Genomic DNA, 20,765 nt, shown 5'->3' on the forward strand with positions numbered 1-20,765 from the left:
CTCGGCTCGGCCTGACCTGAATCTCAATACACCTTGGCGCAAGTTCACGAAGGTGGAAAGCAGGAGGCATACGCTAGGCAGAGGTTCGGCCCAAGCTTCCGATCAGTTTTTCCAGCAGTTTCGCCAGCATGTCCCGGTCCTCGCGTGTCAGGCCGGCGAGGATTTCGTGCTCGTTGGCGACGTGGGCGGCAAGCGCTTCGTTGATGAGCTCGAGCCCTTTCCCGGTCAATTGCACCACCACACCGCGCCGGTCGTTGGGATGCGGCGCGCGCTGGATTAGGCTGGCCTTCTCCAGCCGGTCGAGGCGTGCGGTCATGGCGCCCGAGGTCACCATCGTCGCCTCGTAAAGCTCCGTCGGCGTCAGCGCGTAGGGCGCGCCGGAACGGCGCAATGTCGCCAGCACATCGAATTCGCCGGACTGCAGCCCGAAGCGGGCGAAGACCGGCGCCAGGCGGTCGCGCGCGATGAGCGCCGAGACCTCGTTCAGCCGCCCGATGACGCCCATCGGCGACACGTCGAGGTCCGGTCGCTCCCGTCGCCACTGCTCCATGGCTTTGCCTGCTCGATCCATGTTGCTCACCATAAAGTATCTTGACATAAAGAATCTTGGTATTATCTTACTGCAACAGGAACTGGCCGCCAAGCGGTCTCGCAGGGACAGGACGAAGCAATGAGACTTCTCTGGGATTCAGCGATTTGGCTTCTGGTCGTGACGGGCGGGCTGCTCGGCATGACGCTGCCGTTCGGCAAGCTCGCCACCGCCGCCGGGGTGCCGGCCATGGTCTGGGCCTTCGTCATCTCGCTGGGCGCAGGCGGCGTGCTGTTTCTGGCGCTTCTGCTGGGCGGCGAGCGCGTCCGGCTGACCCCGCACAAGCTGCGCTATTTCGTCGTCACCGCAGCGATTTCCTACGCCATTCCCAATCTTTTGATGTTCTCGGCCATCCCGCATCTCGGCGCCGGCTACACCGGCATCATGTTCACCCTGTCGCCGGTGATCACGCTGGTGTTCTCGATCGTGCTCGGTGTCAGGCGCCCCAATCTGCTCGGGGTCATCGGCATCGCCGTCGGCTTTGTCGGCGCGGCGATGGTCGCGCTGACGCGCGGCGAGGCAGGGCAGCCGGCCGACTATTTCTGGGTGGCGATTGGGCTGCTCATCCCGGTCAGCCTTGCCGCCGGCAACATCTACCGCACCGTCGACTGGCCGCAAGGCACCGGCCCGATCGAACTTGCGGTCGGCAGCCACCTGGCCTCGGCCACGCTGCTCCTCATCGGCATTTTGACGCTTCTGGGCGGGCAAGCCTTCATTCCGCTCGGCGGCGTGCCGCTCGTGGTCGTCGGCCAGGTAGCGTCGGCCTCGGCGATGTTCGCCTTCTTCTTCCGCCTGCAGGCGGTCGGCGGGCCGGTCTATCTCAGCCAGATCGGCTATGTGGCGGCGGCCGTCGGCCTGTTCGCCGGCACGATCTTCCTCGGCGAGCACTACCAGCTTCTGACCTGGCTGGGCGCCGCCATCATCACCGCCGGCGTCTTCATCACGACCAAGGCGCAAAGCCAGACCGGCGCGTCGGCGCCCGTCCGGGTCGAGCCGGCGGCGTCCCGCAGCTAGAGCAATTCCAGGAAAAGTGTGAGCGGTTTTCCGTCCGGAATTGCGTCAAAACAAAAAGATAGAGCGGTTCGCCGTTTCCGTGAAACGGTGAAACGCTCTAGTTCTCGTTGCCGCCGGCCACTGGCGGCGTGAGACGGGCGGTCCGGCTTGCCGCCGTTCAGACCGAAGCTTTCTCCGCCAGCACCATGTAATTGACGTCCATGTCCCTGGACTTCTGCCAGCGGTCGGCCAGCGGATGATAGATGACGCCGGTGCGGTCGATCACCGTGAGCCCGGCAGCGCCCAGCGCCTTCGCAAGCTCCTCCGGACGGACCAGCTTGCCGAACTGATGCGTGCCGCGCGGCAGCCAGCGCAGCAGATATTCGGCGCCTATGATGGCAAGGCCGAGCGCTTTCAGCGTGCGGTTGATGGTGGCGACGAACATGATGCCGCCGGGGCGGACCATCTGGCCGCATTTGGCCACGAACAGGTCGACATCGGCGACATGCTCGACCACTTCCATGTTCAGGATGACATCGAAGGTCTCGCCGGCATCGGCCAGCGCCTCGGCCGTGGTGGCGCGGTAGTCGACGCTGACGCCGGCCTCCGCCGCGTGCAGCTTCGCCACTTCGATGTTGGTTGCGGAAGCGTCGGCGCCGACCACTTCGGCGCCAAGCCTGGCCATCGGCTCGCACAGCAAACCGCCGCCGCAGCCGATATCGAGGAAGCGTAGGCCATCGAAGGGCCGCGCCGCGCGCGGATCGCGGCCGAAACGGGCCGCAACCTGATCGCGGATATAGGCAAGCCGCACCGGATTGAACTTGTGCAGCGGACGGAACTTGCCGTTCGGGTTCCACCATTCGGCGGCAAGGGCGGAGAAGCGTTCCACTTCTCCGGCATCGATGGTCGATCGGCGAGGCTCTGGCATAGGCGGGTCTCCTCGAACGCCAAGAAGAAGTCGGGGAACGCTAGGAAGTCGGGCGCGGGGGAGGGAATGTCAAGGCGGGTTTTTTGCTGCTGACGTCAGACCGCCGGCAGGTCCAACCATGTCGATGGATCAGGCCGCGTTCTGTCAGCACCTGGCAGCTTGGTTGCCGCGCTGCCGAAACAAATCGGATGGGCGAACGAAAAGCTGTCATGGACAGGGAGCGAGACCGAGACGGGAGCTGTGCGAAAATGCGAATTCTGGCTTCGATCCTTTGGCAACGGCTCGACCTGGACGGGCACGACGCTTGCCTGCTTGGCGAGACGGATGATAGCCGGACCCTCAAGGGCCATGCGCTTTTCGTCCATGACGCCGGTCCGTGCGGCCTTGCCTATGAGGTGGATTGCGACCTGAGCTGGCGTACCTGCAGGGCGCGGGTCGACGGCTTTTGCGGCATGCGGGAGATGCATTATCAGATTGAACGTCTTGCCGACGGCCAGTGGCTGCTGAACGGCGCAAGCCAGGCGGAGGTTGCCGGTCTCGTCGACGTCGATCTCGGCTTCACGCCCGCCACCAACCTTCTGGCGATCCGTCGGCTCGAGCTTGGCGCCGGCACGGCGGCGCCGGCGCCGGCCGCCTATCTGGCCTTTCCTGAACTCAGGCTCTCGCGCCTCGAACAGACCTATCGGCGGCTCGACGACAGCCGATATGCTTATGCCGCGCCCGTGTACGGCTACGATGCAGTCCTGGCGGTCTCGCCGGTCGGTTTCGTTCTCGACTATCCCGGCCTGTGGCGAAGCGCTACCTGAGCCGCGAGCGCGCGACCGGCAATGTCGCGGTCAACGCGACAGCGCGATCGTCGCATGGTTCATGGCGACGCTGGCCGGCTCGATCGCCTGCACGGCTTCGCTGCCGCCGATCTCGGGCATGATGCGGTCGGCCGCCGCCTGGGCCTGTTCCATGCTCTGCCAGCGCACCACATCCACCCAGCTTCCGTCCTCGCGCCGGCCGAGATGCCGGCCGAGGAAGCCCGGCTGCCGGGCGAGCCAGTCAGTGATGACGCCGTTGCTGGCGACAAAGCCGGCTTCGGCGCCGGGCTTGAGGCGGAAGGTGACGATGTCCAGGGTTTCGGTCATGACAATCTCCCAACGGGCCGTTTCGTCGGTCTTATGGCATGATCGGCGACAAGATTCTGTCAGGATAGACGATGCCGGGCCGCTCTTGGCCGCGCTCGCTTGCGAAGCGTTGCTGTTTTGGTTAAGGAGGCCGCGCATTCCGGCGCCGGGCTTACCCGGCGTTTCCTCTCGTTCCGGGCTCGAGCCGGCTTCAGTCAAAGGCATTTCGCTTCCATGGCGCGTATCGTGATGAAATTCGGCGGAACCTCGGTCGCCGACATCGCCCGCATCCGCAACGTGGCGCGCCATGTCAAACGCGAGGTCGATGCCGGCCACGAGGTTGCCGTGGTGGTCTCGGCGATGGCCGGCAAGACCAACGAGCTGGTCGGCTGGACCCGCGAAGCCTCGCCCATGCACGACGCGCGCGAATATGACGCCGTTGTCGCGTCGGGCGAGCAGGTCACGGCCGGTCTCCTGGCGATCACGCTGCAGAACATGGGCATCCATGCACGATCCTGGCAGGGCTGGCAGATCCCGATCAAGACCGACAACGCGCATGGCGCGGCACGCATCCTCGACATCGACGGCGCCTTCCTGATCAAGCGCTTCGGCGAGGGCCAGGTGGCCGTCATCGCCGGTTTCCAGGGCATCGGCCCGGACAACCGCATATCGACGCTCGGCCGCGGCGGCTCCGACACCAGCGCCGTGGCGATCGCGGCGGCGGTCAAGGCCGACCGTTGCGACATCTATACCGATGTCGACGGCGTCTATACGACCGACCCTCGTATCGAGCCGAAAGCCCGTCGGCTGGCCAAGATTTCGTTCGAGGAAATGCTCGAAATGGCTTCGCTTGGCGCCAAGGTGCTGCAGGTACGCTCGGTCGAGCTTGCCATGGTACACAGGGTGCGTACCTTCGTGCGGTCGTCCTTCGACGATCCCGACGCGCCCGGAATGGGGGATTTGCTCAATCCGCCCGGAACGCTTATTTGCGACGAGGAAGAGATCGTGGAACAGCAGGTCGTCACCGGAATTGCCTACGCCAAGGACGAAGCGCAGATTTCGCTGCGCCGCGTCGGCGACCGTCCAGGCGTTGCCGCCGGCATCTTCGGCCCGCTGGCCGAAGCCAACATCAATGTCGACATGATCGTCCAGAACATCTCCGAGGACGGCAAGTTCACCGACATGACCTTCACCGTGCCGTCCGGCGACGTCGACAAGGCGCTTGCCGTGCTGGAGAGGCTGAAACCCGATGTCGGCTACGACGTCGTCCAGTCGGAAGCCGGCATGTCGAAGGTCTCGGTCATCGGCATCGGCATGCGCAGCCACGCCGGCGTCGCCGCCACCGCCTTCAAGGCGCTCGCCGACAAGGCGATCAACATCCGCGCCATCACCACTTCCGAGATCAAAATCTCGATACTGATCGACGGTCCCTATACGGAACTTGCAGTTCGTACTTTGCATTCCGTCTACGGGCTCGATAAGCAATAGCAAGAACTGAGTCAGTTGTTGCGTGAACGCCGGCCGCGGGAGAAACTGCGGCGGGCGAAATGCCCATTGGAGAACAAGCCGCGATGCGTGATACGGCCAGTGGCCCGCGCGTTCTGCTCAAACGGCTTCGCGAGCTCATGCAGGAGCCGCTGGAGCCGCAGGAGCGGCTCGACCGCATCGTGCGCGACATCGCCTCCAACATGGTCGCCGAAGTCTGCTCGCTCTATGTGCTGCGCGCGGATTCGGTGCTCGAGCTCTACGCCACCGAAGGTTTGAACCCCAACGCCGTCCATCTGGCGCAGCTGCGGCTCGGGCAGGGCCTGGTCGGCACGATCGCCGCCAGCGCGCGACCGCTCAATCTATCCAATGCGCAGGAGCATCCGGCTTTCGCCTACCTGCCGGAGACGGGCGAAGAGATATACAACTCCTTCCTCGGCGTGCCGGTGCTGCGGGCAGGGCGCACGCTAGGCGTGCTGGTGGTGCAGAACAAGACCATGCGCCATTACCGCGACGACGAGGTCGAGGCGCTGGAAACGACGGCGATGGTGATCGCCGAGATGATCGCCACCGGCGATCTCGCCCGCCTGACCAAGCCGGGGCTGGAGCTCGACCTGCGCCGCCCGGTGAGCTTCACCGGCCTTTCCTTCAATGAGGGCGTCGGGCTCGGCCATGTCGTGCTGCACGAGCCGCGCATCGTCGTCACCAACCTCTTCAACGAGGACAGCGAGGAGGAGGTGCGCCGGCTGCAGTCCTCACTCGGCTCGCTCCGGCTCTCCATCGACGACATGCTGGAGCGGCGCGAGGTCGCGTTCGAGGGCGAGCACCGCGAGGTGCTCGAGGCCTATCGCATGTTCGCCAACGACAGCGGTTGGGTGCGGCGGCTGGAAGAGGCGATCCGCAACGGCCTGACGGCGGAAGCCGCCGTCGAAAAGGTGCAGAGCGACATGCGCGCGCGCATGCTGCACATGACCGACCCTTATCTACGCGAGCGGATGAGCGATTTCGACGACCTCGCCAACCGGCTGCTGCGCCAGTTGATGGGACGCGGTCCGGAAGATGTCGCGGCCTCGCTGCCCAAGGACGCCATCATCGTCGCCCGCTCGATGGGAGCGGCCGAGCTGCTCGATTATCCGCGCGACAAGCTGCGCGGCCTTGTGCTGGAGGATGGCGCCGCCACCAGCCATGTCGTGATCGTCGCGCGCGCCATGGGCATTCCCGTCGCCGGACAAATGAAGGGCGCCGTTTCCATGGCGGAAAACGGCGACGCCATCATCGTCGACGGCGAGGAAGGCACCATCCATCTCAGGCCGCAATCCGACCTGGAAGCCGCCTATGCCGAAAAAGTCCGCTTCAGGGCGCGGCGGCAGGAAGTCTATCGCGAGCTGCGCAAGAAGCCGTCGCTGACCAAGGACGGGGTTCCGGTCGATCTGCTGATGAATGCGGGCCTGGCGGTCGACCTGCCGCAGCTGACCGAATCGGGCGCCGCCGGCATCGGCCTATTCCGCACCGAATTGCAGTTCATGGTTGCCTCGACCTTCCCCCGCGCCGAGGCGCAGGAACGGCTTTACCGCGACGTGCTCGAGGCGGCGCGCGGCAAGCCGGTCACCTTCCGCACCATCGACATCGGCGGCGACAAGGTGCTGCCCTATTTCAAGGGCGCGGTGCAGGAAGAGAACCCGGCGCTGGGCTGGCGGGCGATCCGCCTCACCCTCGACCGTCCCGGCCTGCTCAGGACTCAGATACGGGCGCTGCTGAAGGCCAGCGGCGGCCGCGAGCTGAAGCTGATGCTGCCGATGGTGACCGAGCTGTCGGAAATCGCGCAGGCGCGCGAGATCATCGACCGCGAAGTCCGGCATTTGTCGCGCTTCGCGCATCACCTGCCCACCAGCCTCAAGCTCGGCGCGATGCTGGAAGTGCCGTCGCTGCTGTTCCAGCTCGACGAATTGATGAAGGCGGTGGATTTCGTTTCGGTCGGGTCCAACGACCTCTTCCAGTTCGTCATGGCCGTCGATCGCGGCAACACCCAACTCGCCGACCGCTTCGACAACCTGTCGACGCCGTTTCTGCGGGTGCTGAAGACGATTGCCGATGCCGGCGTGCGCAACGACACCCCGGTGACGCTCTGCGGCGAGCTGGCCGGCAAGCCGATCTCGGCCATGGCGCTGATCGGTCTCGGCTTCCGCTCGATCTCCATGTCGCCGGCGTCCATCGGCCCGGTCAAGGCGATGCTGACCGAGCTGCCGCTGCAGGAACTGAAGGCCTTTTTCGACGACAATCTGATGGCGCCCAGCCAGAAATTGCCGATGCGAGCCTTGCTACAGGCCTTTGCAGACGATCGCTCGATTCCGCTCTAGATTCACGTGAGGGCGGTCTGCAAATGGCGATTTTCTGCGCTTCCGGTGCTCATGTACCTAAATGTACATTCCGCTCCGGTTCTCGAAACTCCCCATTTTCGGCTCGCTCTGACGTGAATTCCATCGAAGTTCGAAGATCATGATCAACCTGCCCCGCGACCGTATGGATCAAGTCGTCAAGCGTTTCGACATGCTCGAGGCGCAGATGTCGGCCGGACCCGCCACCGACGCCTATGTGAAGATGGCTTCGGAATATGCCGACATCCAGGACATGGTGGGCAAGATCCGGGCGCTGCGCGCCGCCGAGCAGGAGCAGGCGGACCTCGAGGCGATGCTTGCCGACAAAGCGACGGATGCCGAGATGCGCGCGCTGGCCGAGGCCGACCTGCCGGAGGTCGAGAGCCGCATCGAGGCGCTGCAGAAGGACATCCAGATCCTGCTGCTGCCCAAGGATGCGGCCGACGAGAGGAACGCCATCCTCGAAATCCGCGCCGGCACAGGCGGCGACGAGGCGGCCTTGTTCGCCGGCGATCTCTTTCGCATGTATGAGCGCTATGCCGCCTCGCGCGGCTGGCGCTTCGAGGTGGTATCGGCGAGCGAGGGCGAGGTCGGCGGCTACAAGGAAATCGTCGCCGCGGTATCGGGCAAGGGCGTGTTCGCGCATCTGAAGTTCGAATCCGGCGTGCACCGCGTGCAGCGCGTGCCGGAAACCGAGGCCGGCGGGCGCATCCACACCTCGGCCGCGACCGTCGCCGTGCTGCCCGAGGCCGAGGAGGTCGATATCGAAATCCGGGCGGAGGACATCCGCATCGACACGATGCGGGCCTCCGGCTCGGGCGGCCAGCACGTCAACACCACCGATTCGGCGGTTCGCATCACCCATTTGCCGACCGGCATCATGGTGGTGCAGGCGGAAAAGTCGCAGCACCAGAACCGGGCGCGCGCCATGCAGATCCTGAGGGCCAGACTCTACGATCTCGAGCGCAGCCGCGCGGATGAGGAGCGCTCGTCATCGCGAAAATCGCAGGTCGGCTCCGGCGACCGCTCGGAGCGCATCCGCACCTACAATTTCCCGCAAGGCCGTGTCACCGACCACCGTATCAATCTGACGCTCTACAAGCTCGACCGGGTGATGATGGGCGAGTTGGACGAGATCGTCGGCGCGCTGATCGCCGATCATCAGTCGAAGCTGCTTGCCGATATGAGCCTCGATGGCTGATCGACTGCCCGCCGCGCTCGGACCGTTGCTCAGGGCAGCGCGCGAGCGTCTGGCTGTAGCCGGCATCGACGATCCGGCGCTCGATTCGCGGCTGATCGTCGAGCATTTTTCGGGCACGACCCGTACCCAGGCAATCGCCGAACCGGGACAAGAGGTTGGTTCGGCGGCGCTTTCAGCCATCGAAGCGGCCCTGAGGCGTCGCGTCGCAGGCGAGCCGGTGCACCGCATCCTCGGCTACCGCGAATTCTACGGTTTGCGCCTGTCGCTTTCGCCGGAGACGCTGGAGCCCCGGCCGGATACCGAGACGCTGGTCGACGCCGTCCTGCCCTTTGCGCGGGCAACGGCCGCAAGGCTTGGCGAATGCCGCATTCTCGATCTCGGCACGGGCACCGGCGCCATCGCGCTGGCGCTGCTCAGCGCCGTTCCGGCCGCCACCGCGACGGGCGTCGACATTTCGCTCGACGCATTGGCGGTTGCGGCCGGAAACGCCCGGGACCTGGGGCTCGGCGAACGCTTCAAAGCCTTGCATTCCAACTGGTTCGAAAAAGTTTCGGGCCACTACCATGTAATTGCCTCGAACCCTCCCTATATACCCAGTCGAGACATCGGAAATCTGCAGGACGAGGTCCGCGATTTCGACCCGCACCGGGCCCTGGACGGCGGTGCGGACGGTTTGGATCCCTATCGGGTCATTGCCGCCGAAGCGGCGGAATTTCTGCAAGCGCAAGGCAAGGTAGCGGTCGAGATCGGCCATACGCAGAAAAACGAGGTCACCGGGATATTCGCGGCAGCCGGCTATGTGTTAACCGGGTCACATCGCGATCTCGGCGGCAATGACAGAGTTCTGGTGTTCGAGCGTTGAAAGCCCTGATGCAGTGCGAAAAAACCGCTTGGCAATACCCGGGAATGCAGTTAGGGTCCGGCTCAACCGGATGAGACGAAGCAGGCAGTGCTCCCAGCGATTCGGTTTTCCTTGGAAATAGCTGCCTTCTTGCGCAAACGACGCCCAAGCTTCGTGCGGGAATCATCCGGCAAGTGATGTAACCGGGACAGGATGGCACGTGGCGCCAACGCAATTGATGCGGGCGAACGCCGGTGAAGAGACGAAACGGCTGGCTGCATGAGCGCCACCGTTCGTGAAGAGTTTTTCGAAAATTCACTATGAAGAGAGTCTAATGAGGCCACAACAGCAGAACAGGCGTATGCGCGGTCGCAACAACAATGGCGGCGGTGGCAACAACAACAACCGCAAGGGGCCCAATCCCCTGACCCGCAACTACGAGAGCAACGGCCCGGACGTGAAGATCCGCGGATCGGCTCAGCAGATCGCCGAAAAATACGCCACACTCGCCCGTGACGCGCAAAGCTCCGGCGACCGGGTTATGGCGGAGAACTACCTCCAGCACGCCGAGCATTACAATCGCATCATTGCCGCCGCGCAGGCGCAGATGCCGATCCAGAACACTCAGCAGAACCGCGACGACTTCGACGACGATATGGACGAAGATCGCGAGGAGTTCGACAATATCGGCAACAACAGCGGCAACGGCGCCGATGCGCCGGGCACGGCGAGCGGCTCCGGCCCGCAGCCAGTGATCGAAGGCACGCCGGCGGAACTCGCCTACAACCAGGAAAACGGCCGCGACAACAACAGCCGTCGCGACAACAATCAGCGCGACAACAATGGCCGCGACCGGCATCGTGACCGCCGCAACGGCGGCGGCCAGTATGGCCAGAACGGTCAGCGCGGCGAAAACGCCCAGCGCGGCGAGCAGGGCGGCCAGCAGTTCGACCAGAACCGCCGCAATGAGGGACAGACGCAGCCCGAGGCGACCGGCGAGGCTGGTTCACAGGCCGTGCAGGCGCCGCAGTTCGACAGTTTCTCGCCGGCCGCCCTTGCCGCACAGGCCGAGCTCAACGAAGCCGCCCAGGACAATGGCGGCCGCCGTCCGCGGCGTCCGCGGCGTCCCCGCGGCAGCTATGCCGACCAGGTCGGTGGCGGGCAGAGCGACCAGCCGGAGGGCTCGAGCCCCGAAGGTTCCAGTCCTGAAAGTTCAGGCGAAACGCGCAACGCTGCGAACAATAGCGACGAGGTCGGCGCCAAGCCGGCCGAAGAGGCGAACCAGGCGAGGGAGCCTGCCGCCAGCGAGCCGGCACCTGTTGTCAACGAAGCCGCCGGCGAGCCTGTAGCTGCCGACGCAAACAACTGATCCAGACGCCATTTCAAGCATCGCTGACGGCGGAGAGAAATCTCCGCCGTTTTTGTATATGCGCGCCTGGGAATATTCTGCATTGATCGACATCAAGGCGTCTTGAGGGACCGTGGCCCATACACCATATCTGCGCTGAACAGGGCTCGGCTCTTTTGAGCGGGTCCGTCACCGCAATCTGATCCGGTGCCGCAAAGCGGGCCGGTGATGGAAGGAGACAGCGAATGAATCTTGAAAAATACTCGGAGCGCGTGCGCGGCTTCATCCAGTCCGCGCAGACCATGGCGCTCTCGCGCAACCACCAGCAATTTACGCCCGAACATATACTGAAGGTGCTCGTCGACGATGACGAGGGCCTCGCCGCATCCTTGATCGAGCGCGCCGGCGGCAATGTCCGCGACGTCAAGCTCGGCGTCGAGACGGCGCTCGAGGCGATGCCCAAGGTCGAAGGTGGCAACGGCCAGCTTTACCTCGCCCAGCCGCTGGCCAAGGTGTTCTCAACCGCCGAGGACCTGGCCAAGAAGGCCGGCGACAGCTTCGTCACCGTCGAGCGGCTGCTGCAGGCGCTTGTCATGGAAAAGTCGGCCAAGACCGCCGACATCCTGTCCAAGGCGGGCGTCACCGCGCAGGCGCTCAACCAGGCGATCAACGACATCCGCAAGGGCCGCACCGCCGATTCGGCCAGCGCCGAGCAAGGCTACGACGCGCTGAAGAAATACGCGCGCGACCTCACCGCCGACGCCCGCGCCGGCAAGCTCGATCCGGTCATCGGCCGCGACGACGAGATCCGCCGCACCATCCAGGTGCTGTCGCGGCGCACCAAGAACAATCCCGTGCTGATCGGCGAGCCGGGCGTCGGCAAGACGGCGATTGCCGAGGGCCTAGCGCTGCGCATCGTCAATGGCGACGTGCCGGAATCGCTGAAGGACAAGCAATTGATGGCGCTCGACATGGGCGCGCTGATTGCCGGCGCCAAATATCGCGGCGAGTTCGAGGAGCGGCTGAAGGCCGTGCTCAACGAGGTAACCTCGGCCAGCGGCAACATCATCCTGTTCATCGACGAGATGCATACGCTGGTCGGCGCCGGCAAGGCGGACGGCGCGATGGACGCCTCGAACCTGTTGAAGCCCGCGCTGGCGCGCGGCGAATTGCACTGCGTCGGCGCGACCACGCTCGACGAATACCGCAAGCATGTCGAAAAGGATGCCGCGCTTGCCCGCCGTTTCCAGCCCGTCTTCGTCGACGAGCCGACGGTGGAAGACACGGTTTCGATCCTGCGCGGCCTGAAGGAGAAATACGAGCAGCACCACAAGGTGCGCATCTCCGATTCCGCACTTGTATCGGCGGCCGCGCTTTCCAACCGCTACATCGCCGACCGCTTCCTTCCCGACAAGGCGATCGACCTGATAGACGAGGCGGCGTCCAGGCTGCGCATGCAGGTCGATTCCAAGCCCGAGGCGCTGGACGAGATCGACCGCCGCATCATGCAGCTCAAGATCGAACGCGAGGCGCTGAAGGTCGAGAAGGACGAGGCTTCGAAGGACCGGCTTGCCAGGCTGGAGAAGGAGCTCGCCGATCTCGAGGAGGAATCGAGCGAGCTGACCACCAAGTGGCAGGCCGAAAAGCAGAAGCTTGGCCTTGCCGCCGACCTGAAGAAACAGCTCGACGAGACGCGCAACGAACTGGCGATCGCGCAGCGCAAGGGCGAGTTCCAGCGCGCCGGCGAGCTTGCCTATGGCAAGATCCCGGAGCTCGAGAAGAAGCTCAAGGAAGCCGAGGCGCAGGACGGCAAGACCGGCATGGTGGAAGAGGTGGTCACGCCCGATCATGTTGCGCATGTCGTGTCGCGCTGGACCGGCATTCCGGTCGACAAGATGCTGGAGGGGCAGCGCGAGAAGCTCTTGCGCATGGAAGACGAGATCGGCAAGCGCGTCGTCGGCCAGGGCGAAGCCGTGCAGGCGGTGTCCAAGGCCGTGCGCCGCGCCCGCGCCGGACTGCAGGACCCGAACCGGCCGATCGGCTCGTTCATGTTCCTCGGACCGACCGGCGTCGGCAAGACCGAGCTCACCAAGGCGCTGGCCAGCTTCCTGTTCGACGACGAGACCGCGCTGGTGCGCATCGACATGTCGGAGTTCATGGAGAAGCACTCCGTCGCCCGGCTGATCGGCGCGCCTCCCGGCTATGTCGGCTATGAGGAAGGCGGTGCGCTGACCGAAGCGGTGCGGCGCCGGCCCTATCAGGTCGTGCTGTTCGACGAGATCGAGAAGGCGCATCCGGACGTGTTCAACGTGCTCCTGCAGGTGCTCGACGACGGAAGGCTGACCGATGGCCAGGGTCGTACGGTCGACTTCCGCAACACGCTGATCATCATGACGTCGAACCTCGGCGCCGAATATCTGGTCAATCTCGGCGACGACCAGGATGTCGATGCCGTGCGCGACGAGGTGATGGCGGTGGTGAAAGCCTCGTTCCGGCCGGAGTTCCTCAACCGCGTCGACGAAGTGATCCTGTTCCACCGGCTGCGCCGTCTGGATATGGACCGCATCGTCGAGATCCAGCTCAAGCGTCTGGAGAACCTGCTTACCGATCGCAAGATCACGCTGGCGCTCGATCATGACGCCATCGAGTGGCTGGCGTCGAAGGGCTACGATCCGGCCTATGGCGCCAGGCCGCTGAAGCGGGTGATGCAGAAGGAGCTGCAGGACCCGCTGGCCGAGAAGATCCTGCTCGGCGAGATCCTCGACGGTTCGACCGTCAAGGTCACCGCCGGCTCCGACCGGTTGAACTTCCGCTCGAAGCCGACCGTGGTGGCGACGGAGGCCGCCGCCTGATTTCGGGTGAGCTTGAATGAACGCGAAGCGCGTCGCACCGGACTGGTGCGGCGCGCTTTTTTATTGCCAATGACTGCGCATAATCAGCTGCCGATTCGGATGACTGGGAAGAACTCGATGAAGCTCGACGATTACAATGGCTTCTGCGCTTCATTGCCCGCCACGACGCATGTCGTTCAGTGGGGCGGCGCCCATGTCTGGAAGGTCGGCGGCAAGGTGTTCGCCATCGGCGGCTGGAACGAGGGCGGCGAGCTCTTCGTCACCTTCAAATGTTCCGAGATGGCTTATGACGTGCTGAAGGATCAGCCGGGCTGCCGGCCGGCGCCCTATCTCGCCTCGCGCGGCATGAAATGGATCCAGCGTCAGACAAGCCAAAGCATGGATGATGCGGCGCTCGAGGACTATCTGCGCGAGAGCCATCGCCTGGTCGTCCTCAAGCTGACCAGACAGGCACGCAAGGAATTGGGGCTTGCCGCAGGCTAAGGCGCGTCGCGCCGAAACGGATGTGGTCGATGCGCTTTAGCTGTTGTTTCGCATGTCGGCCCCCAGAACCGCTGCGTATTTTTGAGCAACATGCATGAGCTCATATTCCTCAAGGTACCGGAAACCCGCCATCTTCATGCCCGGTTCATGTTGGAATCTTAATTTGGCTAGCTGGTTCGCTGACGAAGGTTCGCCCGCCAGAAGCCCGAGTCGACCGGAGAGCTTGACCCCCATGCTGCGCTTGATCTTTTCCCTTTCGGCACTCGCGGCCGGGCTGGTGTCTTCCAGTGCGTTCGCCATGCCGAGCGCGGATGGTGCGCGGCCTGCGCGCCCGGCTGAGCGCGGCGCGCTGATGCTGGCCCAGGACGGCAATATCGATATCTACTACGACGCCAGGGGCAACCGGGTGCTGGTCGATGCCGACACCGGCAAGGTCATCGCCATCCAGCCGCCGGGCAGCAGGCTCGACCGCCGCGCGCTTCGCCGGCAGATGCGCATGCAGGAACTCGGCCGCGCGCCGGCCGAAGACGACGACCGCTATTATCTCGACAATCCCGATGACATGGCTCGCTTCCGTCGTCGGCAATTGGAAGAGAACGGTCGTGTCATCCCGCCGCCGGTCGATGAGTACGACGACAATTCCGTCGATGCCTATCCGCCGGCGCCCAACAACGATGAAGGCTATGCCACCACTTATCCGGAGGCGCCGAAATCCGACACCATCAAGCGCCAGCAGCTGAACGAGGCGTCGATCGACCCCGAGCAGCCGGGCCAGGGCGAAGTGCTTCAAACCAATCCGGACGCCGAGCCGTCGCTGCCGCCGAACACTGGTGGCAAGGCCACGGTCGATCCGTCGCTGTCCCTCGGCGTGCGCCAGGACGTTGCCGCTTTGCAGGTGCTGCTCGATCGCGGAGGCGCTTCGCCGGGCGTGATCGACGGGCGCTTCGGCTCGAACGTCGACAAGGCGCTGGCCGCCTACAACGAAATAAACGGTACCAATCTGAAGTCGACCGATGCGGTCGGCATCCAGGCAGCGCTTGCACAGTCGGGCGGCGACGCCTTCGCCTCCTACACGATCACGCCGGAAGACGCGGCCGGCCCTTACGTCGCCTCGATACCGGAGGACTACAGCCAGAAGGCCAAGCTCGACTGCATGTGCTACACTTCGGTCACCGAGGCGCTGGCCGAACGCTTCCATATGGACGAGACCTATCTGAAGTCGATCAACAAGGGCGTCGACTTCAATCGCCCGGGCACGATGATCAAGGTCGCCAATTTCGGCAAGCTGGTCTCGACGCCGGTAACGCGTATCATCGCCGACAAGACCAAGAAGGAAGTCTACGCCTATGATGGGAGCGGCAAGCTGGTCGCGGCCTATCCCGCGACCATCGGCTCGGCCGACACGCCGTCGCCGACCGGCATTCATGCCGTCTCGCGCATCGCTCTCGACCCGAACTACACCTACAATCCGAACATCAATTTCAAGCAGGGCCAGAACGACAAGATCTTGACCGTCCCCCCGGGACCGAACGGTCCGGTCGGTTCGGTGTGGATCGCGCTCGACAAGCCGACCTACGGTATTCACGGCACGCCCGATCCCTCCAAGATTGGCAAAACCGAGAGCCATGGCTGCGTGCGCCTGACCAACTGGGATGCACGCGAGCTTGCCAAGCTGGTGTCGCCGGGCGTCACGGTGGAGTTCGTGGGCGGATCAACAATCGCGGATATTGGCGGGACCTCAACCGATGAGTTTACGCAGCAGTAAGGCGCGCGGCGCCGCGGCATAGATGAGCTGCACCAGCAGGATGAAGCCTATGCTGAGCAGCGGCGTGATCAGGCAAAGCGCCGCGCCGACCGCCCACAGGATCTGCGCCTTGACGATCCGCTTGTAGACGGTGCGGCGCGTCTCCGCGTCGACATCCTCGGCGATCATGCCGCTCCTGTCGGCATACCACCAGCTCGCGAACAGCGTGCCGCCCAGCATCAGGAGATTCAGCCAGTAGACCAGTACCGCGCCCCTGAATGCCAGGAAATCGGCGAGAAGATCGGTTGAGAAGGGCAGCAGCGCGATAAAGGCAAGGAAGCACAGGTTGAGTGTCGCGAGCCGCCGGTCCGATTTCGCGATCAGGCCATGCTGTGCCTGCTGTCCGAACCAGAAGATGGTGAGTGTGAGGAAGCTCAGCGCATAAGTCAGGAATCGCGGCCCCAGCGCCAGGATCGCGGCGAGCAATTCGCCTTCCGAATGCACCGCCTCATGCGACGGCACTCTGATCTCCAGCACGATCAACGTCAGCGCGATGGCGAAAACGCCGTCGGTCACGCCGACGATGCGTCCGCGTCCTTCCGCCGACGGTTCGAGCGGACGCTTCATGGCTTCCCCCTCTCACGCATGATCGTGGAACCTAGCACGCCGGTGGCGGTTTGCATCAGGATTGAGCCCACCTCGCCATCCGGCCCCTGAATCAAAAAGAGAGAGCATGATGTCGTCCGAAAACCGCTTCACACGTTTCGGCATCATGCTCTGTCATCTGGTTTCAAGAACAGCGATGCTCTGGCTTGTTGTTGCGCCCGCGCGAGGGGGCTAAGCAAGGATCCGATGTCATCAGCGAATGAAACCACTGCCGATTCGCATTCGCCCGCGCGGGCGAACGGCACGTTTTGTCCTCAGACCCAGCGAAAATTCGTGCTGGTCGCTGCGATCCTCGCCTCTGCGCTCGGCTTCATCGACGGTTCGATCCTGGCGATCGCCATGCCGGCGCTGCGCGCGGATCTCGGCGCCAGCCTGGCGCAAGCGCAGTGGATTTCCAACGCCTATGCGTTGACGCTGTCGGCGCTCATCCTGGTGGGGGGCGCTGCCGGCGACCGGTTTGGACTGCGGCGCGCCTTCGTGGCCGGGATCGCGCTGTTCGTCGCGGCTTCGCTCGCCTGCGCGCTGGCGCCCGATCCGGCTATATTGATCGCCTTCCGCGCCATCCAGGGCATTGGTGCGGCGATCATGGTGCCGGGCAGCCTGGCCATCATCGCCAAAGCCTATCCGAAGAAGGAGCGCGGCCGGGCGATCGGCATCTGGGCCGCCGCTTCGGCGCTGACCACGGCGCTCGGTCCCGTGCTGGGCGGCTTCGTGCTCTCGACTTTCGGCAATGGCGTCTGGCGCGCGATCTTTGCCATCAACCTGCCGCTTGGGCTGATCTCGATCTATCTGCTTTTGGCCAAGGTGCCGGCCGACAAGCCAACCGAAAAACGCAGCCTCGACCTTGGCGGCGCGGCGCTGGCGACGCTTGCTTTCGGCCTGCTCGCCTACGGGTTGACGGCGATGAATGCCGAAGGCGCAGGGTTGATGTCGGGCCCGGCGATCGTTGCCGGCGTAGTCCTGCTTGTCGTCTTCATCTTTTACGAGCACAGGCGGCGCGACCCGATGATCGATCTCGGCCTGTTCCGGATCAGGGCCTTTGCCGGCGCCAATCTGGCGACGTTTTTCCTTTATTTCGCGCTGTCGGCCAATTTGTTCTACCTGCCGATGCTGTTGATCGCCGGCTGGCGGCTGAGCGAGGCCGAGGTCGGCTTCATCTTCGTACCGCTGTCGGCGTCGATCGCGCTTTTGTCCGGACCGGTCGGCCAGTGGTCGGATCGCATCGGTCCGCGTTTCCCGATCGCCAGCGGCAGCATGGTTGTGGCCGTTGCCTTCGCCGGCCTTGCCTTGCTTACCCATTTCGGCATCCACGATTTCTGGATCGGCACCTTTCCGCTGATGGCGCTGATGGGGCTTGGCATGGCGCAAGTCGTGTCGCCGCTGTCGACCGCGGTCATGACGTCCGTGGAGGACAAGGATACCGGGGCTGCATCCGGCATCAACAACGCGGTCTCGCGCGTCGGCGGCCTGATCGCGGTGGCGGCGATGGGCTCACTGGCGACCTGGGTTTACGCGCGGACGACCGGCAATGCCGCCGGGGTGCCCGGTTTCGGCGAGCCGCCCGCCTCCGGGCTGGCCGCCAATATCGAAGCGGCCAGGATTGCGGCAAGCGATTCGGCTTTCGCCGCGGTCGCGGCGGTCACGGCGCTGCTTTGCGTGCTGTCTTCGCTCACCGCCTGGTTCACGGTTCCCGGACAGGCATCGCCCTGGCCGCAAAAGACAAACGATGAGCAAGATTAGTTCGGAAGCTGCGAATCAGTCTTGGCGCTGGCAACCTTCAGCGCATTGCCGTCTTCCTGCTTCAGAAGATCGTCGATGCGCTCGCGCTCTTTCTTGAAGGCGACGAGATCGTCGCCCTTCAAAACCTTGCCGACCGGCAGGCGCACGCGCATCGAATCGACCTTGGTGCCGTTGACGATCAGTTCGTAGTGAAGGTGCGGGCCGGTAGAGAGGCCGGTCTGGCCGAGATAGCCGATGACCTGCCCCTGCCGGACATGAACGCCTTCCTCGATGCCTTTGGCAAAAGCGCTCTGGTGATTGTAGGAGGTCTCGTAACCATTGGCGTGGCGGATGATAATCTGCTTGCCGTAGCCGCCGGCCCAGCCGGCCTTCTCGACCACGCCGTTGCCGGCGGCGATGATCGGCGTGCCGATCGGCGCTGCCCAGTCGGTGCCGGTGTGCATCCGGACGTAGCCAAGGATCGGATGCCGGCGTGCGCCGAAGCCGGAGGTGAAGCGCCCATTGGGCAGCGGATTGCGCAGCAGGAACTGCTTGGCGCTGCTGCCGTTCTCGTCGAAATAGTCGACGCTGCCGTCCTGCATCTGGAAGCGATAGAAGTTGCGTGTTTGTCCGCCGAAGGTCGATGAGACGTAGAGAAGCTCGGAGCCGTCGGAGGCCTGGTCGTCGCCGTCAGGTTGGGAGAACAGCACTTCGAGGCGGTCGGAAGGCGAGAGCCGCGACTGGAAATCCACGTCGGAAGCGAGCAGCTTGATCAGCTTTTGCGTCATCGCTTTCGACATGCCGTAGGAATAGGCGGTGCGGTAGATGCCGTCATAGACATTGGGCAGATTGCCGCGCACCACGACGGGCTGCGAATCATCAAACGCCGTCAAAAGCTCGGGATTGGGCTCCGGCTCCTGCGCCGGCACATACTGGCCATGGTCATCGAGCGCTATGGTGACGATGTGCGTGGTCTTGTCGTAGACGCTAGTGCGCACGACCTTGGCGATGTCGCCGCGCACCTCGAGGCCAACGCGCAGCACCGTTCCGGCCTTTAGCGCCGGGGCGTTCAAAAGCTTGGCGATCGCCTCCGCCATGCCGGTGGCGTCGTCGCCGGTATAGCCCGAATCGGCATAGGCCTCGGCGATATCGGTATCCTTGGTGAAGGGAATGATTTCCTCGGCGAAGGCAGGCGTCTGGTCATCCGGCGTGGCACGCGGCGCCACCGAGACGTTTTCCTGCGTGATCTTCACGTCATAGGAGCCGGCCATCGATTCGGCGAAGGCATCGCCGAACCGCTGCGGATCGATATAGTGCAGCGCCGCCACCTGGACGGCGCCGTCGCTCAAGCCGGTGCCGGCGTCCCGCACCACCTTTTCAACCTCGTCGGCGGAGAGATCGCTTTTTTCGTCGAAGGAGGCCGTCTCGATCGGGAAATCGACCGTCTTCAGGCTCATCTCGCTTTCGACCTTGGCGCCGTAGATCTGTCCGGCGACCGCGGTGGCCGTTGCGGGTTGCGCGTTGTCGTCGCCGTCGTCGCCGAACACCTGCATCGGGTCGAACGGCGGGTAGGGGCGGCTGGTGGTGTGGCCGGCGGCCAGGGCCATCTTGATCTGCACGAAGGGCATGGTGTGGATAACGTCACGGTCGCCGACCTTGGTGACCATCGACACTTCCATGCGCCGCCGGTCCTTCGCCCGGGCGATCTGTCGGGGTGCCACCAGCCTTGTGGTCTTTGCCTGCTCGCCGGAATCATCGCCGCCGCTGGCAAGACCGATGAGCTCGGCGATTTCCGGCGGGGTCGCCAATTGCTGGCGCCCGTCAAGGGCGGCGAACAACGCCACGCCCATCAACACGCTCGATGTCACGCCGGTGAGGAAGGTGCCTGACAGCCAGCGCGCCGAGACCTCGCGGCGGTCGGGCGGACCGCTGCGGCCGTCCGCGATCAGCGGCGGCTCGTTGCCGAGTTCGGCTATGACCTCTTCGGTGTCTTGCATCCAGAAAGGCTGCTTCTTCCCCAGGCGAAACGGCTTGTCGTTGTCGTTGTGGCCATGACAATTGCCTGTCACGGCGGTTGAAGTCAACGAAGCGGCAGGCCGGGGCCGATATCCCCAATCATGCGCCCCCTTGCGCAGGGCGCCCTGTCATCCGTCGTCGGCGCGCCTCGCATGTACGCGCGCGCCTTCCTTATACGGGCCGGTTTCACGCCCCAATGCGGCGGCAATAGGGCTTCGTTGCGGATAACCTGGGGGCTGCCGCAAGGGCAGTCGGCTATCGAAAAAGCGGTTCGAAAAATTCGTCGCAAAAAATTCAAAAAAGTTCGAAATCGGTGTTGACGCGTCGAGGGAGGTCCGACTATATACGGCCCACGAACGAGGGCGGTGCGCCGCTGGCGACGAAGAAGTTTGCTTCTAGGTCTGCCCTCTGTT

The 20,765-nt window shown here is 64.2% G+C and carries 16 protein-coding genes; 11 read left to right on the forward strand and 5 right to left on the reverse strand.

All coding sequences use genetic code 11. The features are described 5' to 3' along the window. Positions 1-73: 73 nt before the first annotated feature. Positions 74-571: a MarR family winged helix-turn-helix transcriptional regulator gene (locus LB535_RS28035; RefSeq protein ID WP_224634477.1), complete on the reverse strand. Its 498-nt coding sequence runs from the start codon at positions 569-571 to the stop codon at positions 74-76. Positions 572-670: 99 nt separating this feature from the next. Here LB535_RS28035 and LB535_RS28040 point away from each other — a divergent pair, with 99 nt between their 5' ends. Further along, on the forward strand, positions 671-1,603 hold the full coding sequence (locus tag LB535_RS28040; RefSeq protein WP_224634478.1) for a DMT family transporter: 933 nt from the start codon (positions 671-673) through the stop codon (positions 1,601-1,603). A gap of 157 nt (positions 1,604-1,760) precedes the next feature. Here the strand turns inward: LB535_RS28040 and ubiG are convergent, their stop codons facing one another. Further along, positions 1,761-2,510: a bifunctional 2-polyprenyl-6-hydroxyphenol methylase/3-demethylubiquinol 3-O-methyltransferase UbiG gene (gene ubiG, locus LB535_RS28045; protein ID WP_095767522.1), complete on the reverse strand. Its 750-nt coding sequence runs from the start codon at positions 2,508-2,510 to the stop codon at positions 1,761-1,763. Positions 2,511-2,758: 248 nt separating this feature from the next. Between ubiG and LB535_RS28050 the strand changes: the two genes are divergently transcribed. Next, positions 2,759-3,316 carry a putative glycolipid-binding domain-containing protein gene (locus LB535_RS28050; protein WP_224634479.1) on the forward strand — a complete coding sequence of 186 codons (558 nt, stop codon included), beginning with the start codon at positions 2,759-2,761 and terminating at the stop codon, positions 3,314-3,316. A 30-nt stretch (positions 3,317-3,346) separates the two neighbouring features. Here LB535_RS28050 and LB535_RS28055 read toward each other — a convergent pair whose 3' ends face one another. Continuing rightward, complete coding sequence (locus tag LB535_RS28055) at positions 3,347-3,643, reverse strand: antibiotic biosynthesis monooxygenase family protein (protein WP_224634480.1); 297 nt, start codon at positions 3,641-3,643, stop codon at positions 3,347-3,349. 213 nt (positions 3,644-3,856) lie between these two features. Here LB535_RS28055 and LB535_RS28060 point away from each other — a divergent pair, with 213 nt between their 5' ends. The 8 genes from LB535_RS28060 to LB535_RS28095 all read left to right on the forward strand — a co-directional run bounded on the left by LB535_RS28060 (position 3,857) and on the right by LB535_RS28095 (position 15,972). Further along, entirely contained in the window at positions 3,857-5,110 is a 1,254-nt protein-coding gene (locus tag LB535_RS28060; protein WP_140847379.1) for an aspartate kinase, read from the forward strand. Between the two features lie 83 nt (positions 5,111-5,193). Then, complete coding sequence (gene ptsP / locus LB535_RS28065) at positions 5,194-7,464, forward strand: phosphoenolpyruvate--protein phosphotransferase (protein WP_140632771.1); 2,271 nt, start codon at positions 5,194-5,196, stop codon at positions 7,462-7,464. A gap of 139 nt (positions 7,465-7,603) precedes the next feature. Then, positions 7,604-8,683 carry a peptide chain release factor 1 gene (prfA, locus tag LB535_RS28070; RefSeq protein ID WP_224634481.1) on the forward strand — a complete coding sequence of 360 codons (1,080 nt, stop codon included), beginning with the start codon at positions 7,604-7,606 and terminating at the stop codon, positions 8,681-8,683. Continuing rightward, positions 8,676-9,545, forward strand: a complete 870-nt coding sequence (prmC, locus tag LB535_RS28075) for a peptide chain release factor N(5)-glutamine methyltransferase (protein WP_224634482.1) — start codon at positions 8,676-8,678, stop codon at positions 9,543-9,545. Before prfA ends, prmC begins: the two co-directional genes overlap by 8 nt. Before the next feature lie 313 nt (positions 9,546-9,858). Continuing rightward, positions 9,859-10,893 (forward strand): DUF4167 domain-containing protein, encoded by a 1,035-nt coding sequence (locus tag LB535_RS28080; RefSeq protein ID WP_224634483.1) that lies wholly within the window; start codon positions 9,859-9,861, stop codon positions 10,891-10,893. 224 nt (positions 10,894-11,117) lie between these two features. Further along, positions 11,118-13,724, forward strand: a complete 2,607-nt coding sequence (clpB, locus tag LB535_RS28085; RefSeq protein WP_224634484.1) for an ATP-dependent chaperone ClpB — start codon at positions 11,118-11,120, stop codon at positions 13,722-13,724. A gap of 117 nt (positions 13,725-13,841) precedes the next feature. Continuing rightward, entirely contained in the window at positions 13,842-14,207 is a 366-nt protein-coding gene (locus tag LB535_RS28090; protein ID WP_140543607.1) for an MmcQ/YjbR family DNA-binding protein, read from the forward strand. A 232-nt stretch (positions 14,208-14,439) separates the two neighbouring features. Further along, complete coding sequence (locus LB535_RS28095; RefSeq protein WP_224634485.1) at positions 14,440-15,972, forward strand: L,D-transpeptidase family protein; 1,533 nt, start codon at positions 14,440-14,442, stop codon at positions 15,970-15,972. Here the strand turns inward: LB535_RS28095 and LB535_RS28100 are convergent. Next, positions 15,946-16,578 carry a TMEM175 family protein gene (locus LB535_RS28100; RefSeq protein ID WP_224532523.1) on the reverse strand — a complete coding sequence of 211 codons (633 nt, stop codon included), beginning with the start codon at positions 16,576-16,578 and terminating at the stop codon, positions 15,946-15,948. The genes LB535_RS28095 and LB535_RS28100 overlap by 27 nt on opposite strands. Positions 16,579-16,803: 225 nt before the next feature. On the opposite strand from LB535_RS28100, the gene LB535_RS28105 reads away from it, so the two are divergent. Then, entirely contained in the window at positions 16,804-18,357 is a 1,554-nt protein-coding gene (locus LB535_RS28105) for an MFS transporter (protein WP_224634486.1), read from the forward strand. On the opposite strand, the gene LB535_RS28110 is transcribed toward LB535_RS28105, so the two are convergent. After that, positions 18,354-20,333, reverse strand: a complete 1,980-nt coding sequence (locus tag LB535_RS28110) for a M23 family metallopeptidase (protein ID WP_176477019.1) — start codon at positions 20,331-20,333, stop codon at positions 18,354-18,356. The two genes, LB535_RS28105 and LB535_RS28110, sit on opposite strands and share 4 nt — an antisense overlap. Between the last annotated feature and the right edge of the window lie 432 nt (positions 20,334-20,765).

It is taken from the genome of Mesorhizobium sp. CA10 (assembly GCF_020165285.1).
GTDB lineage: Bacteria > Pseudomonadota > Alphaproteobacteria > Rhizobiales > Rhizobiaceae > Mesorhizobium.